We start from the raw sequence: 18,045 nt of genomic DNA, 5'->3' as shown, positions 1-18,045 counted from the left end.
CATGAGCGCCCATCAAATTAAAATCATTACGCAAGACGGGGAATCCGTCGGCTTTGACTGTTACGAAGACGAGGATGTCATCACGGCAGCGGTGCGGCAGGATATTTATTTGATGTCGTCTTGCCGGGAAGGCGGCTGTGCGACTTGCAAAGGATTTTGCGCCGAAGGCGATTATATTTTGGGCAAATGCAGTTCACAGGCTTTGCCCTATGAAGAGGAAGAAGCAGGTGAAGTGTTGTTGTGCCGTTGCTACCCCGTAAGCAATTTAGAAGTCGAAGTGCCTTATACCTACGACCGGATTTCATTTTCACCGGAAGGTTTAACGTTCTTAGCGGAAGTGATTGAGTTGACGCAAATTTCCATCAACGTGGTGAAACTTCTGCTGCGGCGCACGGGCGACGATCAAACCATCAAGTTCGACTCCGGGCAGTTTTTTGATTTGGAAATTCCCGGCACGACCATCACCCGTTCTTATTCCCCCGCCAACACGTCCAATAAAACCGGCGATCTGGAGTTTTTGATTCGCATCGTCGATGGCGGCAAATTTTCAGAATATTTAAAAAACGACGCCAAGCCGGGTCAGAAATTAAATGTCAAAGGCCCATCGGGCATTTTCGGTTTGAAAGAAAACGGCTTTACCCCACGCTATTTTGTGGCCGGCGGTACCGGGCTGGCACCGATCTTATCGATGGTGCGGCGGATGCACGAATGGGAAGAACCGCAAAAGTGCATCATCTATTTTGGCGTCAACACCGAGGCGGAAATTTTCCATCTGGATGAACTGAATCAACTGGCCGCACAAATGCCGACGCTGGAGCTGAGAAACTGCGTCTGGAAATGTTCGGACGATTGGCATTGCGAAAAAGGTAGCGTGGTCGACATCCTGCGCCGCGATTTGCAGGATACCGGCGCCAAGCCCGATTTATATCTATGCGGGCCGCCGGGTATGGTCGACGCCACCTTTGCGGTGTGCGCGGAAATGGGCATCCCTAAGGAACGTATCTACCTTGAAAAATTCCTGCCTAGCGGTTCGCCTTAACGCCACGGGCAAACAGGGTGCTGCGCTGCCGTTGCCATGCGCGGCCACCCTGTTTGCCGATCCAAATCAGCCTTTTTTTCCTATCGAAAAATCGCGCAACCACGCTGAGGCGACTATGAAAGCCGACGATGTAGAGTTTCTTGTTGGTATGGCTGTGCAACTGGACGAAACGATCAGAAAACTGGTGATAGATGAGCAGGAGATTTTTGAAAAATTAGGCGATGCCAGAGTTCAGGAATTAAAGGCGTTCTGGAATCAGGAATTCACGGATGAAGAAGAGCTGGACTTTAAACGCAGCCTGGATTACTGGGACAAAATCCTGATTCGTACCTGGGCCAATGCGCAACGTGCTCGGCAAACCCGCGCCCAGGTAGGGCAAACCTTGATGAAATTAAATTCGCACCTCTAACCGATGGGGACACCCTAGACATGAGTAAACACGTTATTTACAACCCGGAAGCTCGCCAACGTCTGCTGCAAGGCATCAATGCGGTAGCACGGGCGGCGAGCGTTACGCTGGGTAGTGCCGGCCCTGCCGTGATGATTCAACACCGAACCGACGGCATCATGCCCATCTTTACCCGAGATGGCGTTACGGTTGCCAATGCCATCGTCATGGAAGATCGGATTGCCGATTTGGGTGCCCGCATGTTGCGGGATGTGGCCGGTTCGGTGTCTCGCGAAGTCGGAGACGGCACCACCACGGCAATTGTGTTGGCGCACAGTCTGGCGGTCGAAGCTTTGAAAAGCGTCGCGGCCGGTTTTCATCCCATGCAGTTGCAAAAAGGCATGGAGTTGGCGCTGATCTTGGTGGAGCAGCATTTGCAAAAAACGGCTGTCACCGACAGTTCGGAAGACTGGGTCGAAAAGATTACGCGGGTCGCCAGCAAAGGCGAAGCCGGTGTCGGCAAGCTCCTGAAACAGGCTCTGGCCGAGCTTGGCGAAGCGGGCACCTTGACCTTTCAACTGGGTAATGGCCGCGAAGACCAACTGGAGATTGTGGAAGGTATCCATTACGAACAAGGCTTTTTATCGCCGTATTTCATCACCGATAAAACCCGCGCCGAAGCGGTTTTGGAGCGGCCCTACATTCTGTTGTACGACCGGGAAATCAGTGACTTTATGGATCTGGTGCCTATTCTGGAAGAAGTGGCTGCTGAAGGCCGTCCATTACTGGTAATCGCCGAAGCGGTGGCTGAAAAAGCGTTAACGGGCTTGTTACTGAATCATGTGCGCGGCATTTTCAAAGTGGTAGCGGTCAAGCCGCCCGGCTTTGGTGACAAACGCATCAACAGGCTGAGCGATTTGGCCTTATTGACCGGCGGTACTGCCATTTTGGAGGTGCAGGCCATGCGGCTGGAAGACGTCACGCTGGCGCAACTGGGTCAGGCGCAGCGCGCGGTCATCTCAGAAGGCAATACGACGATCATCGGCGCGGCGGGTACGCGCGAACCCGTGAACACCCGCATAGAGGCGCTCCGGCGCGAGTTGGCGCTGGTTCGCGCCCGTAAACCCGGCGAAGGTTCCGCCACCGGTAATTTACACGAAGCTGAAGAACTGGAAGAGCGCATCGCTATCCTGTCGGGCAAGACCGGCAGCTTCCAGCTCGGCGGCATCTCCGACGTGGAAATCAAAGAGCGGCTGGTGCGCATCGAAAATGCCTATTTGTCCGCCAAGGCTGCGCTGCAAGAAGGGGTATTACCCGGCGGCGGCGTGGGTTTGTGGCGTTGCACAACGGTGCTGGATGAAGTGATTGCCGAAAATGCCGAGCAGCAGCAAGGCATCGCCATCGTCAAGCAGGCACTGGGCGCGCCGCTCCGGCAATTGTTGAACAATGGCGGCCTGAATAACGAAGACGTGCTGATGCGCTTAGCCACCCAGGCTGACCCGGCATTTGCCGTCGATATGCAGTATTTGAACTACGGGCATTTTCTGGATATTGGGATTATCGATCCGGTAAAAGTGTTGCGCACCGCCTTGCGCAATGCAGTCAGCGTGGTGGCTACTTTGATCAGCAGCGAGACCGTGATCATGAACGTGCCGGACTTGTCCATCATGGCCGGCTATTCGCCGGAATGGGCCGCCGCCACCCGTGAAGATCCCCGTATGTAATTGTTATTTCTACCTCAACCTCCTCTCTCCGAAAGTTAGAGCTATCCATTATTCTGCAATGGAGTAAGGCAATGTGACGTTATGTCGCATTGCCTCTTTTTTTGATTTTGTTATTTTGGACAACATCGCCGTAAAAAGCAGCTAAACCTCTGTTTTTTATATTTTTGTTTTGTGCCGATACTAAATTGGCGCACCAAAATACAAGAGGAAAAATGGATATTGCCTTGCACTTGCCCCACAACGTTAAAATCATCAAAGAAGCCTGCGCGTTCAAAACCTCCCTAGCGTTTGAAGTTGATCGACCGATACAGGCCTGGCGCTGGATGGCGCAAAGCCGTTGCGTGCCCGATCATACGGACTGGGTACGCCCGGAAGTCTCGGAATCCTGGCGCCGCTGTCTGGAAGAATACCAATTGCCATTGGGCAATTACGCGCGCTGGGATCATTGGCGTTTCACCACCGATCCGGAGCCGCGTATCAACCGTGCCGCTCACAATATTGCCGAAATGCTGCTGCATTTGGGGCATCAGTTCGACGTGTTTTTGAAGGAAGCCGGCGTTATGTTGGTATTGACCGATGCCGACGGACACCTGTTACAAGTCTTGGGCGAAAATCCATTTGCCAGCCCCTTCATGCTGAGTTTGTACGAAAAGCACAGCCGCTGGAGCGAGGCGGTGCTCGGTAATAACGGTATCGGCACCGCCGCGCAACTGAAAAAACCGATTGCCTTTCAGGGCATGGAGCATTTTGTCAGTCTGTTACACCCCTTCACCACGGTCGGTTACCCCTTGCTGGATGAGGACGACAACGTCCAAGCCGTGATCGGCTTGATCAGCGATAGACAGGAAAGCATGAACTCCTTGTTCGCATTCTTGCATTTGTTGTGCGTACTACTAAATACCAACCTGCCCTTAACCCAGAGTCCGGTTGCGCAAGCGAGGGTGTTGGAAAAAATCCCGTTCAAACCCGCCAAAAGACCACCCAGCCAATACGAATCGGCAATCTCAGAACAATTGACCGCCTTGGTAGATAAGGCCGTGAAACTGCAACACCATAAGATTCCGATGCTGATTACCGGCGAATCGGGCGTGGGTAAGGATCATTTCGTCAATCTGCTGAAACAGGCCGGGCCGCGGAAAAATCAGCCTTTGATTGCGATCAACTGTGCATCAATTCCGCATGACTTGATCGAAAGCGAACTGTTCGGGTACGAGGCCGGTAGTTTTACCGGCGCGCGCAGTGCCGGCAAACCGGGGAAATTTCTGTTAGCCGACAAAGGTATTCTGTTTCTGGACGAAATCGGCGATATGAGCCTGGATTTGCAGTCCACGCTGTTACGTGTCCTGGAAACCTCGGAATTCACGCCAGTCGGCGGCAGCAAACCGCTCAAGGTGGATGTGCAGATAGTCGCGGCTACCAATGTACCCTTGTTGGAAGCTGTCGAAGCCGGACGCTTCCGCCGCGATTTGTATTACCGTTTGAACGGCGCACAAATTCACCTGCCGCCCTTGCGCGAACGCGAGGACAAACTCGGCATCATTCACCACATCTTGCAGCGCGAACTGGCTAATCTACCCAATCCGCAGGCAATCAGTATTTGCCCCAGCGTGATTGCCTTAATCGAGCAGCACCCGTGGCCGGGCAATATTCGCCAGCTAATCAACGTCATCAGGGCGACGCTATACACCGCCGGCGACACACTGATTACCCGCCAGGATTTGCCGCTGGATTTTGTCGAAGAGCTGGGTAAAGTGCTGCCGGGGAACGACAATAAAGCTTTGGACAACCTGCTGACTTATCCAATATCGGCGGCTGCGGGCCGTACCATGACCCTGGAAGACTGGGAGTTACACGGCATTAAAGCCAGCCTGCGGGAATGCGCGGGCAATATTTCCCTGGCGGCGAAAAACCTGGGGATAACACGGACTACGCTGTACCGTAAAATCGAACGCTTCGGGCTGGATAAAATCGACTGGCGGGAGCATTCCAAAGTCGGGTAAGAATCACATTGATTCGGCAGGCGCGTAATTGCATCCAACTTGCAAAACCTCGGGCTGACGTGTAAGCAAGTGATCGTTTTAGGCCGTATTTTTGCCTTTCAGCTTCCGCATTGATTCTCCCTTGCATGGCCCGTTTTACCCGTTAGTCAATTGGCGAATATGTTTTTTGGTTAGCTTTTAGAGCTGTTGCCCATGATTTTTTCTCTGTTTGTTGGGTTGACTGAAGCGCTGATCAAATTAGGCCGAGTGTGGAATCGGTCACAAAAGAGTAACCGTTAGTCGTTAACCCCAATCCTGCAATTAGTTTATACGGCTATGCTGAGCTGACAAAACGTAGAAGGGGTGTTGGTGAGTTCTACTTTTTAAACATTTTATTAGAAAAAGCAAAGTAATGTTGCATTAGGAGCTTTTGTGCGGATTGTCCCAAAACAATTGTTTTTCTTGATCATTCAAATAGTCTCATCAACCGCGTTTGCATATCCGGCTGAATATGTTGATGAATCTAGCGCCCATAATGCCTGCATAGCAACTGGAAATAATATTGGTTGGAATATTTCTGAATGTAAGTTGTACGGCGGCTGGTCTTCTGGCCCGTCTTGTGCAACCGGGCGAGTCGCTGCTTGGCTATATTGGCACTATGCCTATCCCGCATATTTTATACCGCATACATTTTGCGCTTATGGTTTTAAACCAAACTGTACTATTGCAAATCAAACTCTTGATGCATCGGGTACACAATGCATTGTTACTTGCCCTACCGGCCAAACCCTAGACCCTGCCACCAACCAATGCTACACCGCTTATAGCTTCCCACCCAAAACCATAGGCAAACCCCAAATCTGCGTTGGCAACCCTTGTAACCCAGCAACCGGCAACAAATACCAAGCCGAAACCGACTTTGAAAATGATGCCATCGGCCTGGGTTTTACCCGCCATTACAACAGCGGCGCCTTCAATGTAAACGGTCCATTGGGCTACGGCTGGAGCTACCAGCTAGCGTCTAGTCTGGAAATTCTAACCGGCAAGATTTTTATCCACCAAACCGATGGCCGTGCCGAATGGTTCACATTGAGCAACGGCCTCTGGCAAGGCGATGCCGATAGCCTGTTAAGCCTGACGCAAGACGCTAGCGGCTACACACTAACCGATCAACTGGGCGTGGTGGAACGCTATAATACCAGCGGCCGCATCGTGTCCCGCACCGAAGCCAGTGGTCGCACTACGACATACAGCTATGACAGCAATCAACGCCTGACCAGAGTCACCGGTCCCTTCGGCCACAGCCTGCAACTGGCTTACGATACCGCTAACCGAATCAGCAGCGTCACCTACCCGGACGGCCTGAGTAGCCAATATCAATACGATAGTGCCGGCAATCTCAGCAAAGTGATCTATCAGGATGGCAGCTTCAAACTTTACCATTACGAAAACACCGCCTTCCCGCATGCCCTGACCGGCATCACCGACGAAAACGGCAATCGCTATGCAACTTGGAACTACGATAGCCAAGGTCGCGCCAATTTATCGCAACATGCCGGCGGTACCGAACAAGTAACCTTGAGCTATAACAACGACAACAGCACCGATGTCGTCGACAGTTTCAATGCCAGTCGGCATTACACATTTCAAACAATTTTAAACGTTCAGAAACTAACCGCTATTAGCCAGCCCGCCGGAGCCGGTAGTGTTGCGGCAAGCCGTACCCAAAGCTACGACGCCAACGGCAATCTCGCCAGCCGCACCGACTTCAACGGCAACCTCAGCTGTTATGCCTACGATCTTAGCCACAACCTGGAAACCGTCCGGGTGGAAGGCCTGGCGCCCAGTTCGAGTTGCCCGGCCAACCTCAGTGCTTACACGCCGGCGCCGAACAGCATCGAACGCAAACGCAGTACCCAGTGGCACGCCAACTACCGCCTGCCCACCCAAATCGACGAGGCTGGCCGGCGCACCGCCTTCAATTACGACGCGGGCGGCAACCTGCTAAGCAAAACCGTCACCGATACCGCGACCGGGCAAAACCGCAGGTGGAGCTATACCTACAACAACCTCGGCCAAGTGCTGAGCGCCGACGGCCCGCGTACCGACGTTAGCGACATCACCGCCTATAGCTATTACTCGGATACCTCGGCCACTCACCATCCCGGCGACCTGTGGAAAATCACCAATGCCCTGGGCCACACCACTACCTTTACCGCCTATGATGCCAACGGCCGCCTGCTCAGACTGACCGATCCTAACGGCTTGGTGATCGGCTTTGCTTACGACGCTCGCGGCCGCCTGACCCAAAAAACCGTCGACGGCAACACCACCGCCTATACGTACGACAAAGCCGGCAACCTGACTCAAACTACCTCGGCAGCCGGAGTGACCCATACGTTTACCTACGACGCTGCGCACCGCCTGACCGACATCACCGACGCCCTGGGCGGCAAGATTCATTACACGCTGGATGCGATGGGGAACCGCACCAAAGAGGAAATTCTCGATAGCAGCGGCGCAGTGGTTAAAACCCGCAGTCGCGTCTACGACGCCTTGAACCGCCTGGCCCAAGACATCGGCGCCTACAACCAGACCACACGCTACGAATACGACGCCAACGGCAACCTGACCCAGGTCACGGACGCTAACGGCCATGCCACCCAGCACCAATACGACAGCCTGAACCGGCTGATCCGCAGCACCGATGCTCTCGCCGGCTTGACCGACTATCGCTACGACGGTCAAGACCGCCTCACCCAAGTCACCGATGCCAACAACCACGACACCGTCTACAGCTACAACGGCCTCGGCAACCTGATGCAACTGGACAGTCCCAATACCGGGATTACTCAATACGGCTACGACAGCGCCGGTAACCGGATCGGTAAAACGGATGCGGCCAATGTGTCGGTAACATATACCTACGATGCGCTGAATCGGATTAAAAGTGGCGACGGCGGCGCGCAGTTTTATTACGACGAAAACGGCAACCTGGGCAAGCTGTCGCGCGCCTTGCGTTCGGGCTACAGCGGTAACCGGACTCTCAAGTACGACCGGGCAGGACGGTTGACTTCCATCACCGCCAAGGGTTTGCCGTATACCTACGATAACTTTATTTACTATGCCTACGACGCCGATGGCAAAGTAGAAAAAATATCGCATTCGGGATACCGTGAAGTTCTTTATGGCTTTGATGCGGCCGGCCAAGTCGACTCGGTATCGCTGCACGACTGGGATGATGGTACCGTTAGCTGGGTCTACGACATAACAACACCGCTAGCAACTCACATCACCCATCTGCCGTTCGGCCCGGTCAAATCGCTCACCTACGGCAATGGCAAACAGATCAGCCGTCGCTACGACTTAGACTACCGGGAAACCGGGCGCACCGTGCCGGGCGTCATGGCCGCCACCTATGGCTATGACTTGAACGGTAACCTCGACAATGTGGCCGACGAATTAAGCTCCTCGGGGAGTCATCGAAATTTCGGTTACGACCCGCTGGACCGGCTGTCCAACACCACCGGCGTGAACACCCATGCCTTTAGCTATGACGATGTAGGCAACCGTCTGAGCAGTGAACGGAATGGCGCACAGACCTCGCATACCTACGACCTCGGCAGCCAGAAACTGCTGGCGCTCACGGGCGCGCAGCAGGCCAGCTACCAGTACGACGCGAACGGCGACGTAAGCCGGAAAGGCAGCCGGCATTTTTACCAGACCACCGACCATTTGGTCACGGCCATCAAGGATGAGGTGGGCGGAAGCCTAGTCTCGGTTCAGGCTAATAAGTACGACGCCTTCGGCTATCGCAGTATGAAACTGACAAACAGCGGTAACGTCGCGATTGATTATGACGTATTGAGCGGCAATCTGCTGGATGAAACCAAGTGGGGAGGCACATCCTTCTCGCACAGCTACGTTTACCTGGAAGGCGAGCCACTGGCGCGGATCAACTATGACGTGGACTCGGATCCAAACCAGACACCCTGGCCTATCCATTATTACCACAACGACCGGTTGGGCACGCCCCAAAAAACCACGGACCGCACGGGCAACATCAGTTGGGCGGCAGATTTCGATCCGTTCGGCAAGGCCACGCCGACCACGGCCTTCATCACCCAGAACCTGCGTTTCCCCGGTCAATACTACGATGAAGAAACCGGCCTGCATTACAATATCGCCCGTTTCTACGATCCTAACATCGGGCGCTACCTGCAATCCGATCCGATTGGGTTGGCGGGGGGCTTGAATTCCTATGCATACGCCCGCAACAACCCTCTGAGATGGATTGACCCTCTGGGATTAAAACCTGGCGATCCATTTAATACACCTCAAGCCGCTGCAATGGATGCAATTAATTGGGTATATGGGTCAACTTCAACGTCTGGTTCAGGCCCTCTCATGAATGATCAAAGAGAATGGGCAGGGAGCGTTTATTCAGGTCTAGTTAGTAATCAAGACCCATCGCAATTTTATGCCTCTTATCCAAATCCATCGGATAAAGGTAATAATTCCCAGTCAAATCCTAGCTACCCGCCAAGTGGGTATGCTGAGGATGCCGTTGCCTTTTACCATACACACGGGCAGTGTACTAATAAGGATACTGAGGATGATTTTTCCAGAGGACGACCGTCAGATGTTTGGCAAGCTGATTTTCGTGAAGTCCCAAGCTATCTTGGAACGCCCGGTGGCATGATTAAGATGTATGTCCCTGATCCAACTCGCTCTGGTAATGGGCCAGTAACTACATTGCAAAATGGAACATGTTGCCCTGGGCCTTCTCATTAATCCATAAAATTAAAATATGAAAAATATATTTATATTCTTGATATTGTTTTTTATTTCAACCTTATCCTATGCCTGTAAAGACATAAATTATGACTATGTTGTAAAAATTAATCCAAAAGAGTTAGCTAAAGAAGGCTGTACTAAGCAGCACTTGCAGCTTCTAAAAGCCAATGACGTTGATACAATTAAGATAGTGAATAATCTGAAAAAGGCCGGGTTGGCTGATAAAAGCTCATTGAATCTTATGGCATTCTCTTATTATCGACAGGGGAATTATAAAGAAGCTTTATCCTCACGGTTAGCATCAAATAAAAGTAAAAGCAGTTGCTTATTACTTGCAAAATGTATGTGGGATGCTGACATCATTTTGCATTATCAAAATGCTGTTTTTTATCGGGCGGCAGGTCTAAAAGAAAATTATGAACGAGAAATGTGGATAGGTGATATTCATTTTTTTGAAACATGTCCATTGTGGTCGAATATACCAAACGCTGACAAAAGATGTACACAAACTCGAAATCGATATATTAATGGAGTTTATGAAATGTTTGGCCATAAGATTGTTTGGGACTATAACAGCGATGGATATTTATCATTATTTAATGATTAAGGCCGTAAGGCGGAACCGGCCACGGGTTATTCACTCGACTGGCAACCTGTGCCCATCATCCACCTTCTTCACTCGGCGGTTCTTGCCTCAAGTCAAATCTTTCTTGCTATAGTTTTGGTTCCAGACAAACCCTTTCAACTCGTCTTCCTTTTGTTTGTCGGCGGGTTCCGGCTTTGCGTCCTGCTGTTTCGGCGGCTGATTGCCCTTGGCCTTTCGACGAGTCTGCCCCGGATTTAAAATCAAGGCCGTAAGGCGCAATCGTAGGGCGTCAATAGGCGTAGCCGTATTGCGCCGCATGTTGGCCTTTAAACATTCGGCGCATTACGCTATCGCTAATGCGCCCTACGCGGGCTGCTGGCGCTCACGGGCGCGCAGCAGGCCAGCTACCAGTACGACGCGAACGGCGACGTAAGCCGGAAAGGCAGCCGGCATTTTTACCAGACCACCGACCATTTGGTGACAGCCATCAAGGATGAGGTGGGCGGAAGCCTAGTCTCGGCTCAGGCTAATAAGTACGACGCCTTCGGCTATCGCAGCATGAAACTGACGAACAACGGTAACGTCGCGTTTGACTATGACGTATTGAGCGGCAACCTGCTGGATGAAACCAAGTGGGGAGGCACATCCTTCTCGCACAGCTACGTTTACCTGGAAGGCGAGCCATTGGCGCGGATCAACTATGACGTGGACTCGGATCCAAACCAGACACCCTGGCCTATCCATTACTATCACAACGACCGGTTGGGCACGCCCCAAAAAACCACGGACCGCACGGGCAACGTCAGTTGGGCGGCAGGTTTCGATCCGTTCGGCAAGGCCACGCCGACCACGGCCTTCATCACCCAGAACCTGCGTTTCCCCGGTCAATACTACGATGAAGAAACCGGCCTGCATTACAATATCGCCCGTTTCTACGATCCTAACCTCGGGCGCTACCTGCAATCCGATCCGATTGGGTTGATGGGGGTATTAATTAATACCTATACCTATGTTCGGAATAATCCGGTAAACCTCATCGATCCAGAAGGACTTGAAGACAGTGGATTGATTCAAATATGTGCTGCAAATGGACAAAGGTCTAATTGCACAACTGGTATGCGAGCACCACCTGACGGCTCACCGATGAATGGTCCATTGAGCCCTGTTGGACAAGCAGCAACGTTTGCTGAGGCGGGGATGGCGTTTATTCCAGGAATTAAACCAGCGACGTCATTTCCTAAATGTCCGTCAATTGGAAAGACTGCAGCTGATTTTCCTGCTGTAGCATCACAAATTAGTCAGAAGCAATTAAGACATATAGCTGGAAGGGCTGAATTAGCTGAGCGAGGTGGTGGCGGGTATATGAATAGCGTTGCTGATGCGCAGGCTGTGCTTGATGCTTATCGTAATGGGTCGGCTAATATAGTCGGCACAACTTCCCAGGGATTCCCAATTGTCCAAGTTGAAGGTGTCGTCGGCACTAATGTTAATGTTGGTGCAGGCATAGCGGGACAAGCAACAAATGTCTTTATAATCAAAGGAACTACAAGACCAAGCGTGGTTCCAACAACTCCAAACTAAAACAACTGATTCGCCTCAAAATGACATTAGATGAAGAAAATAAAATTGTAGTCATGCTAGTGCAAGCATTGCTAGGCTCTGTTTCCCCTAACTTTAGGATGGTTTCTATTTCATTTAAAAATCCAGTTTGGAAGCTTCAGTTTGTATTGGAAGATGATAACGAAATTGACCGGGAAGAAATAGAAGACATAATCACCGACTTTGATGTGTTCCTGATGGATATATATCCTGAAGCTAAAGCAGGAGCAGTAAAATTTGAAGCGGAAACGACTATTAGCAAAGAAGACAATCTACAAATAGAGCCTGGAACTCGAAAAGTTTATCGTCGTCGTGAAGATTACACATAGCTTGTGATCGGGTTAGGGTGATGGATTTTGCCCATCACCTCTCCCAAAATATTGCCAAAGGCCGTAAGGCGCAATCGTAGGGCGTCAATAGGCGTAGCCGTATTGCGCCGCATGTTGGCCTTTAAACATTCGGCGCATTACGCTATCGCTAATGCGCCCTACGCGGGCTTAGGAGTCTAATAATTATGTTTGATTTTTCCAAGCTTGTTGATGCGTTATGGAGATTAAACGTACCTCAAGTTCTTTTAGTAATTCTTTCGGCACTACTAATATATTTTGGTCCAGCTTTGGTAAATAGAAAATATTTGAACAGAGTTGGACTTGAAATCGATGAGAACGTAGAAGATAGAAATTCGTGGATACTTTATCCGAATAAATATAATGTTAGTGAAAAAGCCTTAATGATTTTAATTTATATAAGTTCTTTTTTAATAGTGGTTTTGGCTGTGAACACGTAAGATGCTCTGTTCAAAATCAACTCGATAACGTGCACATCCTTATAAGATGCTGCCGTTAGGCGCATCGGTCGCGAGAGTTGCTCCTTGCTTCGCGCGGCAAATCCTATCGGGGTGCCGGCCAACTGCAACGTATCCAGGTCACCGATAACGATGCCAACCAAACAACCGCGACCCGCATTCTCGCCGACACTATCCAGCACCTGCCGTTCGGCCCGGTCAAGGCGCTGAGTTACGGCAACGGCCTGACTTTAAGGCCGTAAGGCGGATTCGGAGCGGTAGCGACAATCCGCCAAAACCTCGAAACCACCCGGCGTTTTGCTATCGCGAAAACGCCCCACGGTCTTTGCCTCAACCGGCCTTGCCCGTCAAATCAAATCTTCCTTGCTATGGTTTTGTTTCCAGACAAACCCCTTGGCTTTGTCCGCAGCTTGTGTGGCGGCGGGCTCAGGCTTTTTGGCCTGTGGCGTCGCCGGCTTATCACCCTTGGATGTCTTTCGCGTATGCCCCGGATTTAAAATCAACCTGTCCACATACAGCCTGAACGACTGGTAGCTAAACTTGATTCGGCCCTCGGCCTGCAAGACCCGATAAATCTGCACCACTGTCCAACCTTCGTCCAACGCGGCTTTCACTTCCGCCTGCATCGCGAAAAAAATGGCCCGGTTAGAGCGTCCTTTTTGCGATGGCCGCCGCGCTTCCCGTTCGGCCAGCAATTCCAGCAAGTCCGTAAGATACTCTGTTCAAAAGCAACTAATTTCATCATCTTTTACTCGGCGATGATGGATTCTGGGATGGCATAAAACCGCGTGTTATCAAACGGCTGGTCGTGCTTCAGCATGCCATGAATCGCATGCAGTAATTTACGCATGACGGCGCAGACGGCTTGTAACGGTTTCTTGCCGTTGTCGATCAGATGTTGGAAATACGCCCGCACATGCGGATCGTGCTGTTTGGCGCTCAAAGCCGGCATATACAATGCCGAACGAATATGCCGGTTACCGGCCTTGGACAGCCGCATTTTCTTGTGTACGCTTTTGCCGGATTCAAACGCTTTGGGATCGAGTCCGGCGAACTTGACCCATTCGCGATGCGACAGGTTGGGCGGCAATAGCAACGCGATAAGGTGATGACATGGACTCCTCCTCACCCCTAGCGGTGTCACAATGCACCCGAAAATTTAAACGGGACAAAGAGGAGTCCGAAATGAATCGTAACGTAGTGGGTTTGGATATAGCAAAACAAGTGTTTCATCTGTTCATGATGCTCGAGGGCAAAGCGATCAAGCGGAAACTAAAGCGCTCGGAACTCCTGGAATTCATAGCTCAACTACCACCAAGCCTGATCGCGCTGGAAGCCTGCGGTGGTTCGCACCACTGGGCACGGTCGTTCCAAGCACTGGGTCATGAGGTCGTGCTATTGAACGCCCGTTACGTGAAAGCCTTCGTGGTGGGCAACAAAAACGATTTCAACGATGCCGAGGCGATCTTTACGGCGGCGCGGCAACCGAACAAACGTACGGTGGCCATTAAAAACATGGAACAACAAGACCTGGCCATGGTGCATGGCATTCGCCAAGGCAAAGTCGAGGAGCGTACGGCCTTGATCAATCAGATTCGCGGGCATTTGGCCGAGCGCGGGCTGGTGTTGCCGAAAAGTGCCCATCAGGTCAGAAAACAGTTGCCGTTGATGTTGGAAGATGCCGAGAAGCAACTGTCGACGCTCAGCCGCGCGCTGTTTGCCGAACAGTATCAAGCCCTGGTGGCGATTGATGAGGCCATCAAAACTATGGATCGGCAGATCGAAGCGCTGTGCCGGCAAAATGCCTTGAGCAAACGTCTGATTGCCATTCCGGGCATAGGCCCGCTCACCGCCACTTTGGCCGCCGCCGATGTGGGGGATGGCAAAGGTTATACGTCCAGTCGTGATTACGCCGCCAGTTTGGGCGTGGTGCCCAGACAGCATAGTAGCGGCGACCGCCAAGTCTTGCTCGGCATCAGCAAACGGGGTAATCGGCGCTTGCGCACCTTGTTGATCCACGGCGCCCGGGCGGTATTGAAATACTGCGGCGACAAGAGCGACCCGTTGAGCCGCTGGCTACAAGCCTTAATCGAACGGCGAGGCTTCAACAAGGCCGCCGTGGCCTTAGCTAACAAGAATGCCCGGATTATCTGGGCACTGGCCACTGGCTCTGGCGAATATGCGGCCCAAGTGGCTTGATTGAGTGATGTCCGAGTTGCCCACCCTTTGCCCAACGCCTCCACACGAGAGAAGGGTTCCGGCGTCGGGCAAAGCGTGGACAACTCTCAATCCGGTGATGCAAACGCTATAAACGAGTTCAACAGATTGCGGAGGCAAGTCACTCAAAAGTGATGACATTCAACAGGTCAGACCGGTGCTTTTAAATCCCGTTTAGCGCATAGGTTCTTTAGAAACCGTTAAGGTGTTAGTGGAAAAAGCGCGCGGATAGATTCATCAGGGTCCGAAGGTCAATCAAGCACCTTCATCAAGAGACCGAATATATGGCTGCAATCTCGATCTCTGTTGGAAACATTATTTTTGGGAATCTTGGCTGGCAATTGGGGAGGAGTCCATATATGCGCTATAGGATGCTGCCGACAGGCGCATCGTTCGCGACCGTTGCGCCTCGCATAACTCGGCACAACCGGCAGATTCAAAACCGAAGTGCAACACCTGAAATGCGCATGGACTCTCCAATGCCCCTTTATTCACCGTCAATGTTTTAACCTTGCCGACAGGGCTATCAGCTGCCGAAGGCCCTTGATCAGTTGCTGCCGCCTCTTGTCCCAAACGCTGACGCTTTTCCTGCTCCAACGCCTCAATGTCACGCTGTAACGACTCTATTTTTATCAACCCGTTAGATGGGGTGCAAAATATAAGGCTATCAACGTGCAACCAGTTTAATTTTGGACGTGTAAACAGTCTGCAATTTCGCAGTAGGCTCAGTTTTCAGCCGCGCGGGTCGCTGCTGGGCGCGTTGTGCGTTACAATCGCGAGTTGCACAACCGGTTGCTTCAAGAGAATAATAATGACACCCGCCGAATTTACCGCATACGCCCAACAAGGCTATAACCGCATCCCGATCTGCCGCGAAGTGCTGGCCGATCTGGACACGCCGCTCAGCGCTTATTTAAAGCTGGCCGACGGCCCTTATTCCTATTTGTTTGAGTCCGTGCATGGCGGCGAACAGTGGGGACGGTATTCGATCATCGGCTTGCCTTGCAAAACTCGGATCAAAATCAGCGGCCATAGCATCACGGTCGAAAAAGACGGCCAGGACACCCAAACTTTCGAGCACGCTCAACCGCTGGAATGGATAGAAGAATTTCGGCAGAACTACAAGGTGCCGGATGTGCCGGGTTTGCCGCGCTTCAACGGCGGTCTGGTTGGCTATTTCGGTTATGAAACGATAGGTTACATTGAGCCGCGTTTACAACCCAGTGGCAAGCCGGACCCTATCGGCGCGCCGGACATCCTGTTGATGGTGTCGCAAGACTTGCTGATATTCGACAACCTGTCCGGCAAAATGCTGTTGCTGACCCATGCCGATCCGGCACAAGCCCACGCCTACGAAAACGCCAAGGCCAGACTAGACGAACTGGTGGTAAAACTGCGCGAACTGCAAGCCAATCCGCAAGCGCACCCGGCCGTTAAGCACGTGCACGAACACGATTTTGTCTCCGGCTTTACCCAGCAAGGCTACGAAGATGCAGTGCGAAAAGCCAAGCAATACATCACCGACGGCGATTGCATGCAGGTGGTGTTGTCGCAACGTATGTCGATTCCGTTTGAAGCCGCGCCGCTGGATTTGTATCGGGCTTTACGTTGCTTGAATCCGTCGCCGTATATGTTTTTCATGAACCTGGACGATCTATATGTAGTGGGCTCGTCGCCGGAAATTCTGGTGCGACTGGAAGACAACGAAGTGACGGTGCGACCAATCGCCGGCACCCGCAAACGCGGCGAAACCCATGAGCAGGATCTGGAGCTGGAAAAAGAACTGCTGGCTGATCCGAAAGAAATCGCCGAGCATTTGATGCTAATCGACCTGGGCCGCAACGATACCGGCCGGGTAGCGAAAATCGGTAGCGTTAAACTCACCGATAAAATGATCGTCGAGCGCTATTCGCATGTGATGCACATCGTTTCCAACGTCACCGGCGAATTGCAAGAGGGCAAGAACGCCTTCGACGTATTGGCAGCCACCTTTCCGGCCGGCACCGTCAGTGGTGCGCCGAAAATTCGCGCAATGGAAATCATCGACGAACTGGAGCCGGTTAAACGCGGCATTTATTCCGGCGCTGTGGGTTATATCTCCTGGTCCGGCAATCTGGATACCGCCATCGCCATTCGCACGGCGGTGATTAAAGATCAAACTTTACACATTCAGGCCGGTGCCGGCATCGTTTACGATTCCGTACCACGTAACGAATGGGATGAAACAATGAACAAAGGCCGCGCGGTGTTCCGCGCCGTCAGCATGGCCGAAGCCGGCCTCCTGAGCAGCGCGGCTCAATCTAAAGGAGCACAAACATGAGCGGCGTCAGATTGGTGATGGTCGACAACTACGATTCCTTCACCTACAACCTGGTGCAATATTTCGGCGAACTCGGCGCCGACGTGGTGGTGGTGCGCAACGACGAAGTGACGGTGGAGGATATCGACGGGTTGCGCCCCGACAAAATCGTCATTTCCCCCGGTCCCTGCACACCAAAGGAAGCCGGCATTTCCGTGGACACCATCCACCGCTACGCCGGCAAGTATCCGATATTAGGCGTCTGCCTGGGCCACCAAAGCATAGGCTACGCCTTCGGCGGCAACATCATCCATGCCAAGCAGATCATGCATGGCAAAGTGTCGCCGGTGTATCACAAAGATTTAGGCGTGTTCAAAGGCTTGAGCAATCCGTTCACCGCGACCCGTTATCACTCGCTGGTCATCGAGCAAGTGACCATGCCCGATTGCCTGGAAGTGACCGCCTGGACTCAGGACGATGCCGGCAACATCGACGAAATCATGGGCGTGCGGCATAAAACGCTAGATATTGAAGGCGTGCAATTCCACCCCGAATCGATTCTGACCGAGCATGGGCATGACATGTTGCGGAATTTTTTGGAGCGGTAATCGC

The 18,045-nt window shown here is 52.1% G+C and carries 17 protein-coding genes; 13 read left to right on the top strand and 4 right to left on the bottom strand.

Going from position 1 to position 18,045, the window contains the following annotated elements:
* Position 1 precedes the first annotated feature (1 nt).
* From mmoC to EBB_RS03850, 6 genes are all read left to right on the top strand, one after another.
* Positions 2-1,039, top strand: a complete 1,038-nt coding sequence (mmoC, locus tag EBB_RS03875) for an aromatic/alkene monooxygenase hydroxylase FAD-binding subunit MmoC (RefSeq protein WP_192392554.1) — start codon at positions 2-4, stop codon at positions 1,037-1,039.
* Complete coding sequence (locus tag EBB_RS03870) at positions 1,008-1,448, top strand: hypothetical protein (protein ID WP_225587227.1); 441 nt, start codon at positions 1,008-1,010, stop codon at positions 1,446-1,448. Before mmoC ends, EBB_RS03870 begins: the two co-directional genes overlap by 32 nt.
* Before the next feature lie 20 nt (positions 1,449-1,468).
* The gene (gene groEL / locus EBB_RS03865) at positions 1,469-3,151 is read left to right on the top strand and encodes a chaperonin GroEL (RefSeq protein ID WP_192392553.1); all 1,683 of its coding nucleotides are present in this window, start codon (positions 1,469-1,471) and stop codon (positions 3,149-3,151) included.
* A gap of 212 nt (positions 3,152-3,363) precedes the next feature.
* Complete coding sequence (locus EBB_RS03860; RefSeq protein WP_192392552.1) at positions 3,364-5,151, top strand: sigma-54-dependent Fis family transcriptional regulator; 1,788 nt, start codon at positions 3,364-3,366, stop codon at positions 5,149-5,151.
* Positions 5,152-5,562: 411 nt separating this feature from the next.
* Positions 5,563-9,924 (top strand): RHS repeat-associated core domain-containing protein, encoded by a 4,362-nt coding sequence (locus tag EBB_RS03855; RefSeq protein ID WP_192392551.1) that lies wholly within the window; start codon positions 5,563-5,565, stop codon positions 9,922-9,924.
* A gap of 16 nt (positions 9,925-9,940) precedes the next feature.
* Positions 9,941-10,534: a hypothetical protein gene (locus EBB_RS03850; protein ID WP_192392550.1), complete on the top strand. Its 594-nt coding sequence runs from the start codon at positions 9,941-9,943 to the stop codon at positions 10,532-10,534.
* Positions 10,535-10,621: 87 nt separating this feature from the next.
* Here EBB_RS03850 and EBB_RS03845 read toward each other — a convergent pair whose 3' ends face one another.
* Positions 10,622-10,792 carry a hypothetical protein gene (locus EBB_RS03845; RefSeq protein WP_192392549.1) on the bottom strand — a complete coding sequence of 57 codons (171 nt, stop codon included), beginning with the start codon at positions 10,790-10,792 and terminating at the stop codon, positions 10,622-10,624.
* A gap of 198 nt (positions 10,793-10,990) precedes the next feature.
* Between EBB_RS03845 and EBB_RS03840 the strand changes: the two genes are divergently transcribed.
* The 4 genes from EBB_RS03840 to EBB_RS03825 all read left to right on the top strand — a co-directional run bounded on the left by EBB_RS03840 (position 10,991) and on the right by EBB_RS03825 (position 13,159).
* Positions 10,991-12,094, top strand: a complete 1,104-nt coding sequence (locus tag EBB_RS03840; protein ID WP_192392548.1) for an RHS repeat-associated core domain-containing protein — start codon at positions 10,991-10,993, stop codon at positions 12,092-12,094.
* A gap of 20 nt (positions 12,095-12,114) precedes the next feature.
* Positions 12,115-12,441: a MafI2 family immunity protein gene (locus EBB_RS03835; protein ID WP_192392547.1), complete on the top strand. Its 327-nt coding sequence runs from the start codon at positions 12,115-12,117 to the stop codon at positions 12,439-12,441.
* Between the two features lie 185 nt (positions 12,442-12,626).
* A complete protein-coding gene (locus EBB_RS03830) occupies positions 12,627-12,899 on the top strand; it encodes a hypothetical protein (protein WP_192392546.1) in 273 nt (90 codons plus the stop codon).
* A gap of 77 nt (positions 12,900-12,976) precedes the next feature.
* Positions 12,977-13,159 carry a hypothetical protein gene (locus EBB_RS03825; protein WP_192392545.1) on the top strand — a complete coding sequence of 61 codons (183 nt, stop codon included), beginning with the start codon at positions 12,977-12,979 and terminating at the stop codon, positions 13,157-13,159.
* Between the two features lie 105 nt (positions 13,160-13,264).
* On the opposite strand, the gene EBB_RS03820 is transcribed toward EBB_RS03825, so the two are convergent.
* On the bottom strand, positions 13,265-13,621 hold the full coding sequence (locus EBB_RS03820; protein WP_192392544.1) for a TraK family protein: 357 nt from the start codon (positions 13,619-13,621) through the stop codon (positions 13,265-13,267).
* A 44-nt stretch (positions 13,622-13,665) separates the two neighbouring features.
* Positions 13,666-14,007 (bottom strand): transposase, encoded by a 342-nt coding sequence (locus EBB_RS03815; RefSeq protein WP_225587226.1) that lies wholly within the window; start codon positions 14,005-14,007, stop codon positions 13,666-13,668.
* 95 nt (positions 14,008-14,102) lie between these two features.
* On the opposite strand from EBB_RS03815, the gene EBB_RS03810 reads away from it, so the two are divergent.
* The gene (locus EBB_RS03810; protein ID WP_192392543.1) at positions 14,103-15,116 is read left to right on the top strand and encodes an IS110 family RNA-guided transposase; all 1,014 of its coding nucleotides are present in this window, start codon (positions 14,103-14,105) and stop codon (positions 15,114-15,116) included.
* A 333-nt stretch (positions 15,117-15,449) separates the two neighbouring features.
* Here EBB_RS03810 and EBB_RS03805 read toward each other — a convergent pair whose 3' ends face one another.
* Positions 15,450-15,770, bottom strand: a complete 321-nt coding sequence (locus EBB_RS03805; protein WP_192392542.1) for a hypothetical protein — start codon at positions 15,768-15,770, stop codon at positions 15,450-15,452.
* Between the two features lie 175 nt (positions 15,771-15,945).
* On the opposite strand from EBB_RS03805, the gene trpE reads away from it, so the two are divergent.
* Positions 15,946-17,454: an anthranilate synthase component I gene (trpE, locus tag EBB_RS03800; RefSeq protein WP_192392541.1), complete on the top strand. Its 1,509-nt coding sequence runs from the start codon at positions 15,946-15,948 to the stop codon at positions 17,452-17,454.
* Entirely contained in the window at positions 17,451-18,041 is a 591-nt protein-coding gene (locus EBB_RS03795; RefSeq protein ID WP_192392540.1) for an anthranilate synthase component II, read from the top strand. The genes trpE and EBB_RS03795 overlap by 4 nt, the downstream gene beginning before the upstream one ends.
* Positions 18,042-18,045 lie beyond the last annotated feature (4 nt).

Source organism: Methylomonas fluvii (assembly GCF_014850975.1).
Lineage (GTDB): Bacteria > Pseudomonadota > Gammaproteobacteria > Methylococcales > Methylomonadaceae > Methylomonas > Methylomonas fluvii.
Note: the sequence above shows the minus strand (reverse complement) of the source record. Positions and strands in the feature narration are given on the sequence as shown.

Excerpts from the sequence above, each read along its gene's own strand:
- mmoC (WP_192392554.1), top strand. The coding sequence starts at position 2 with ATGAGCGCCCATCAAATTAAAATCATTACGCAAGACGGGGAATCCGTC.
- groEL (WP_192392553.1), top strand. The coding sequence starts at position 1,469 with ATGAGTAAACACGTTATTTACAACCCGGAAGCTCGCCAACGTCTGCTG.
- EBB_RS03860 (WP_192392552.1), top strand. The coding sequence starts at position 3,364 with ATGGATATTGCCTTGCACTTGCCCCACAACGTTAAAATCATCAAAGAA.
- EBB_RS03850 (WP_192392550.1), top strand. The coding sequence starts at position 9,941 with ATGAAAAATATATTTATATTCTTGATATTGTTTTTTATTTCAACCTTA.
- EBB_RS03835 (WP_192392547.1), top strand. The coding sequence starts at position 12,115 with ATGACATTAGATGAAGAAAATAAAATTGTAGTCATGCTAGTGCAAGCA.
- EBB_RS03830 (WP_192392546.1), top strand. The coding sequence starts at position 12,627 with ATGTTTGATTTTTCCAAGCTTGTTGATGCGTTATGGAGATTAAACGTA.
- EBB_RS03810 (WP_192392543.1), top strand. The coding sequence starts at position 14,103 with ATGAATCGTAACGTAGTGGGTTTGGATATAGCAAAACAAGTGTTTCAT.
- trpE (WP_192392541.1), top strand. The coding sequence starts at position 15,946 with ATGACACCCGCCGAATTTACCGCATACGCCCAACAAGGCTATAACCGC.
- EBB_RS03795 (WP_192392540.1), top strand. The coding sequence starts at position 17,451 with ATGAGCGGCGTCAGATTGGTGATGGTCGACAACTACGATTCCTTCACC.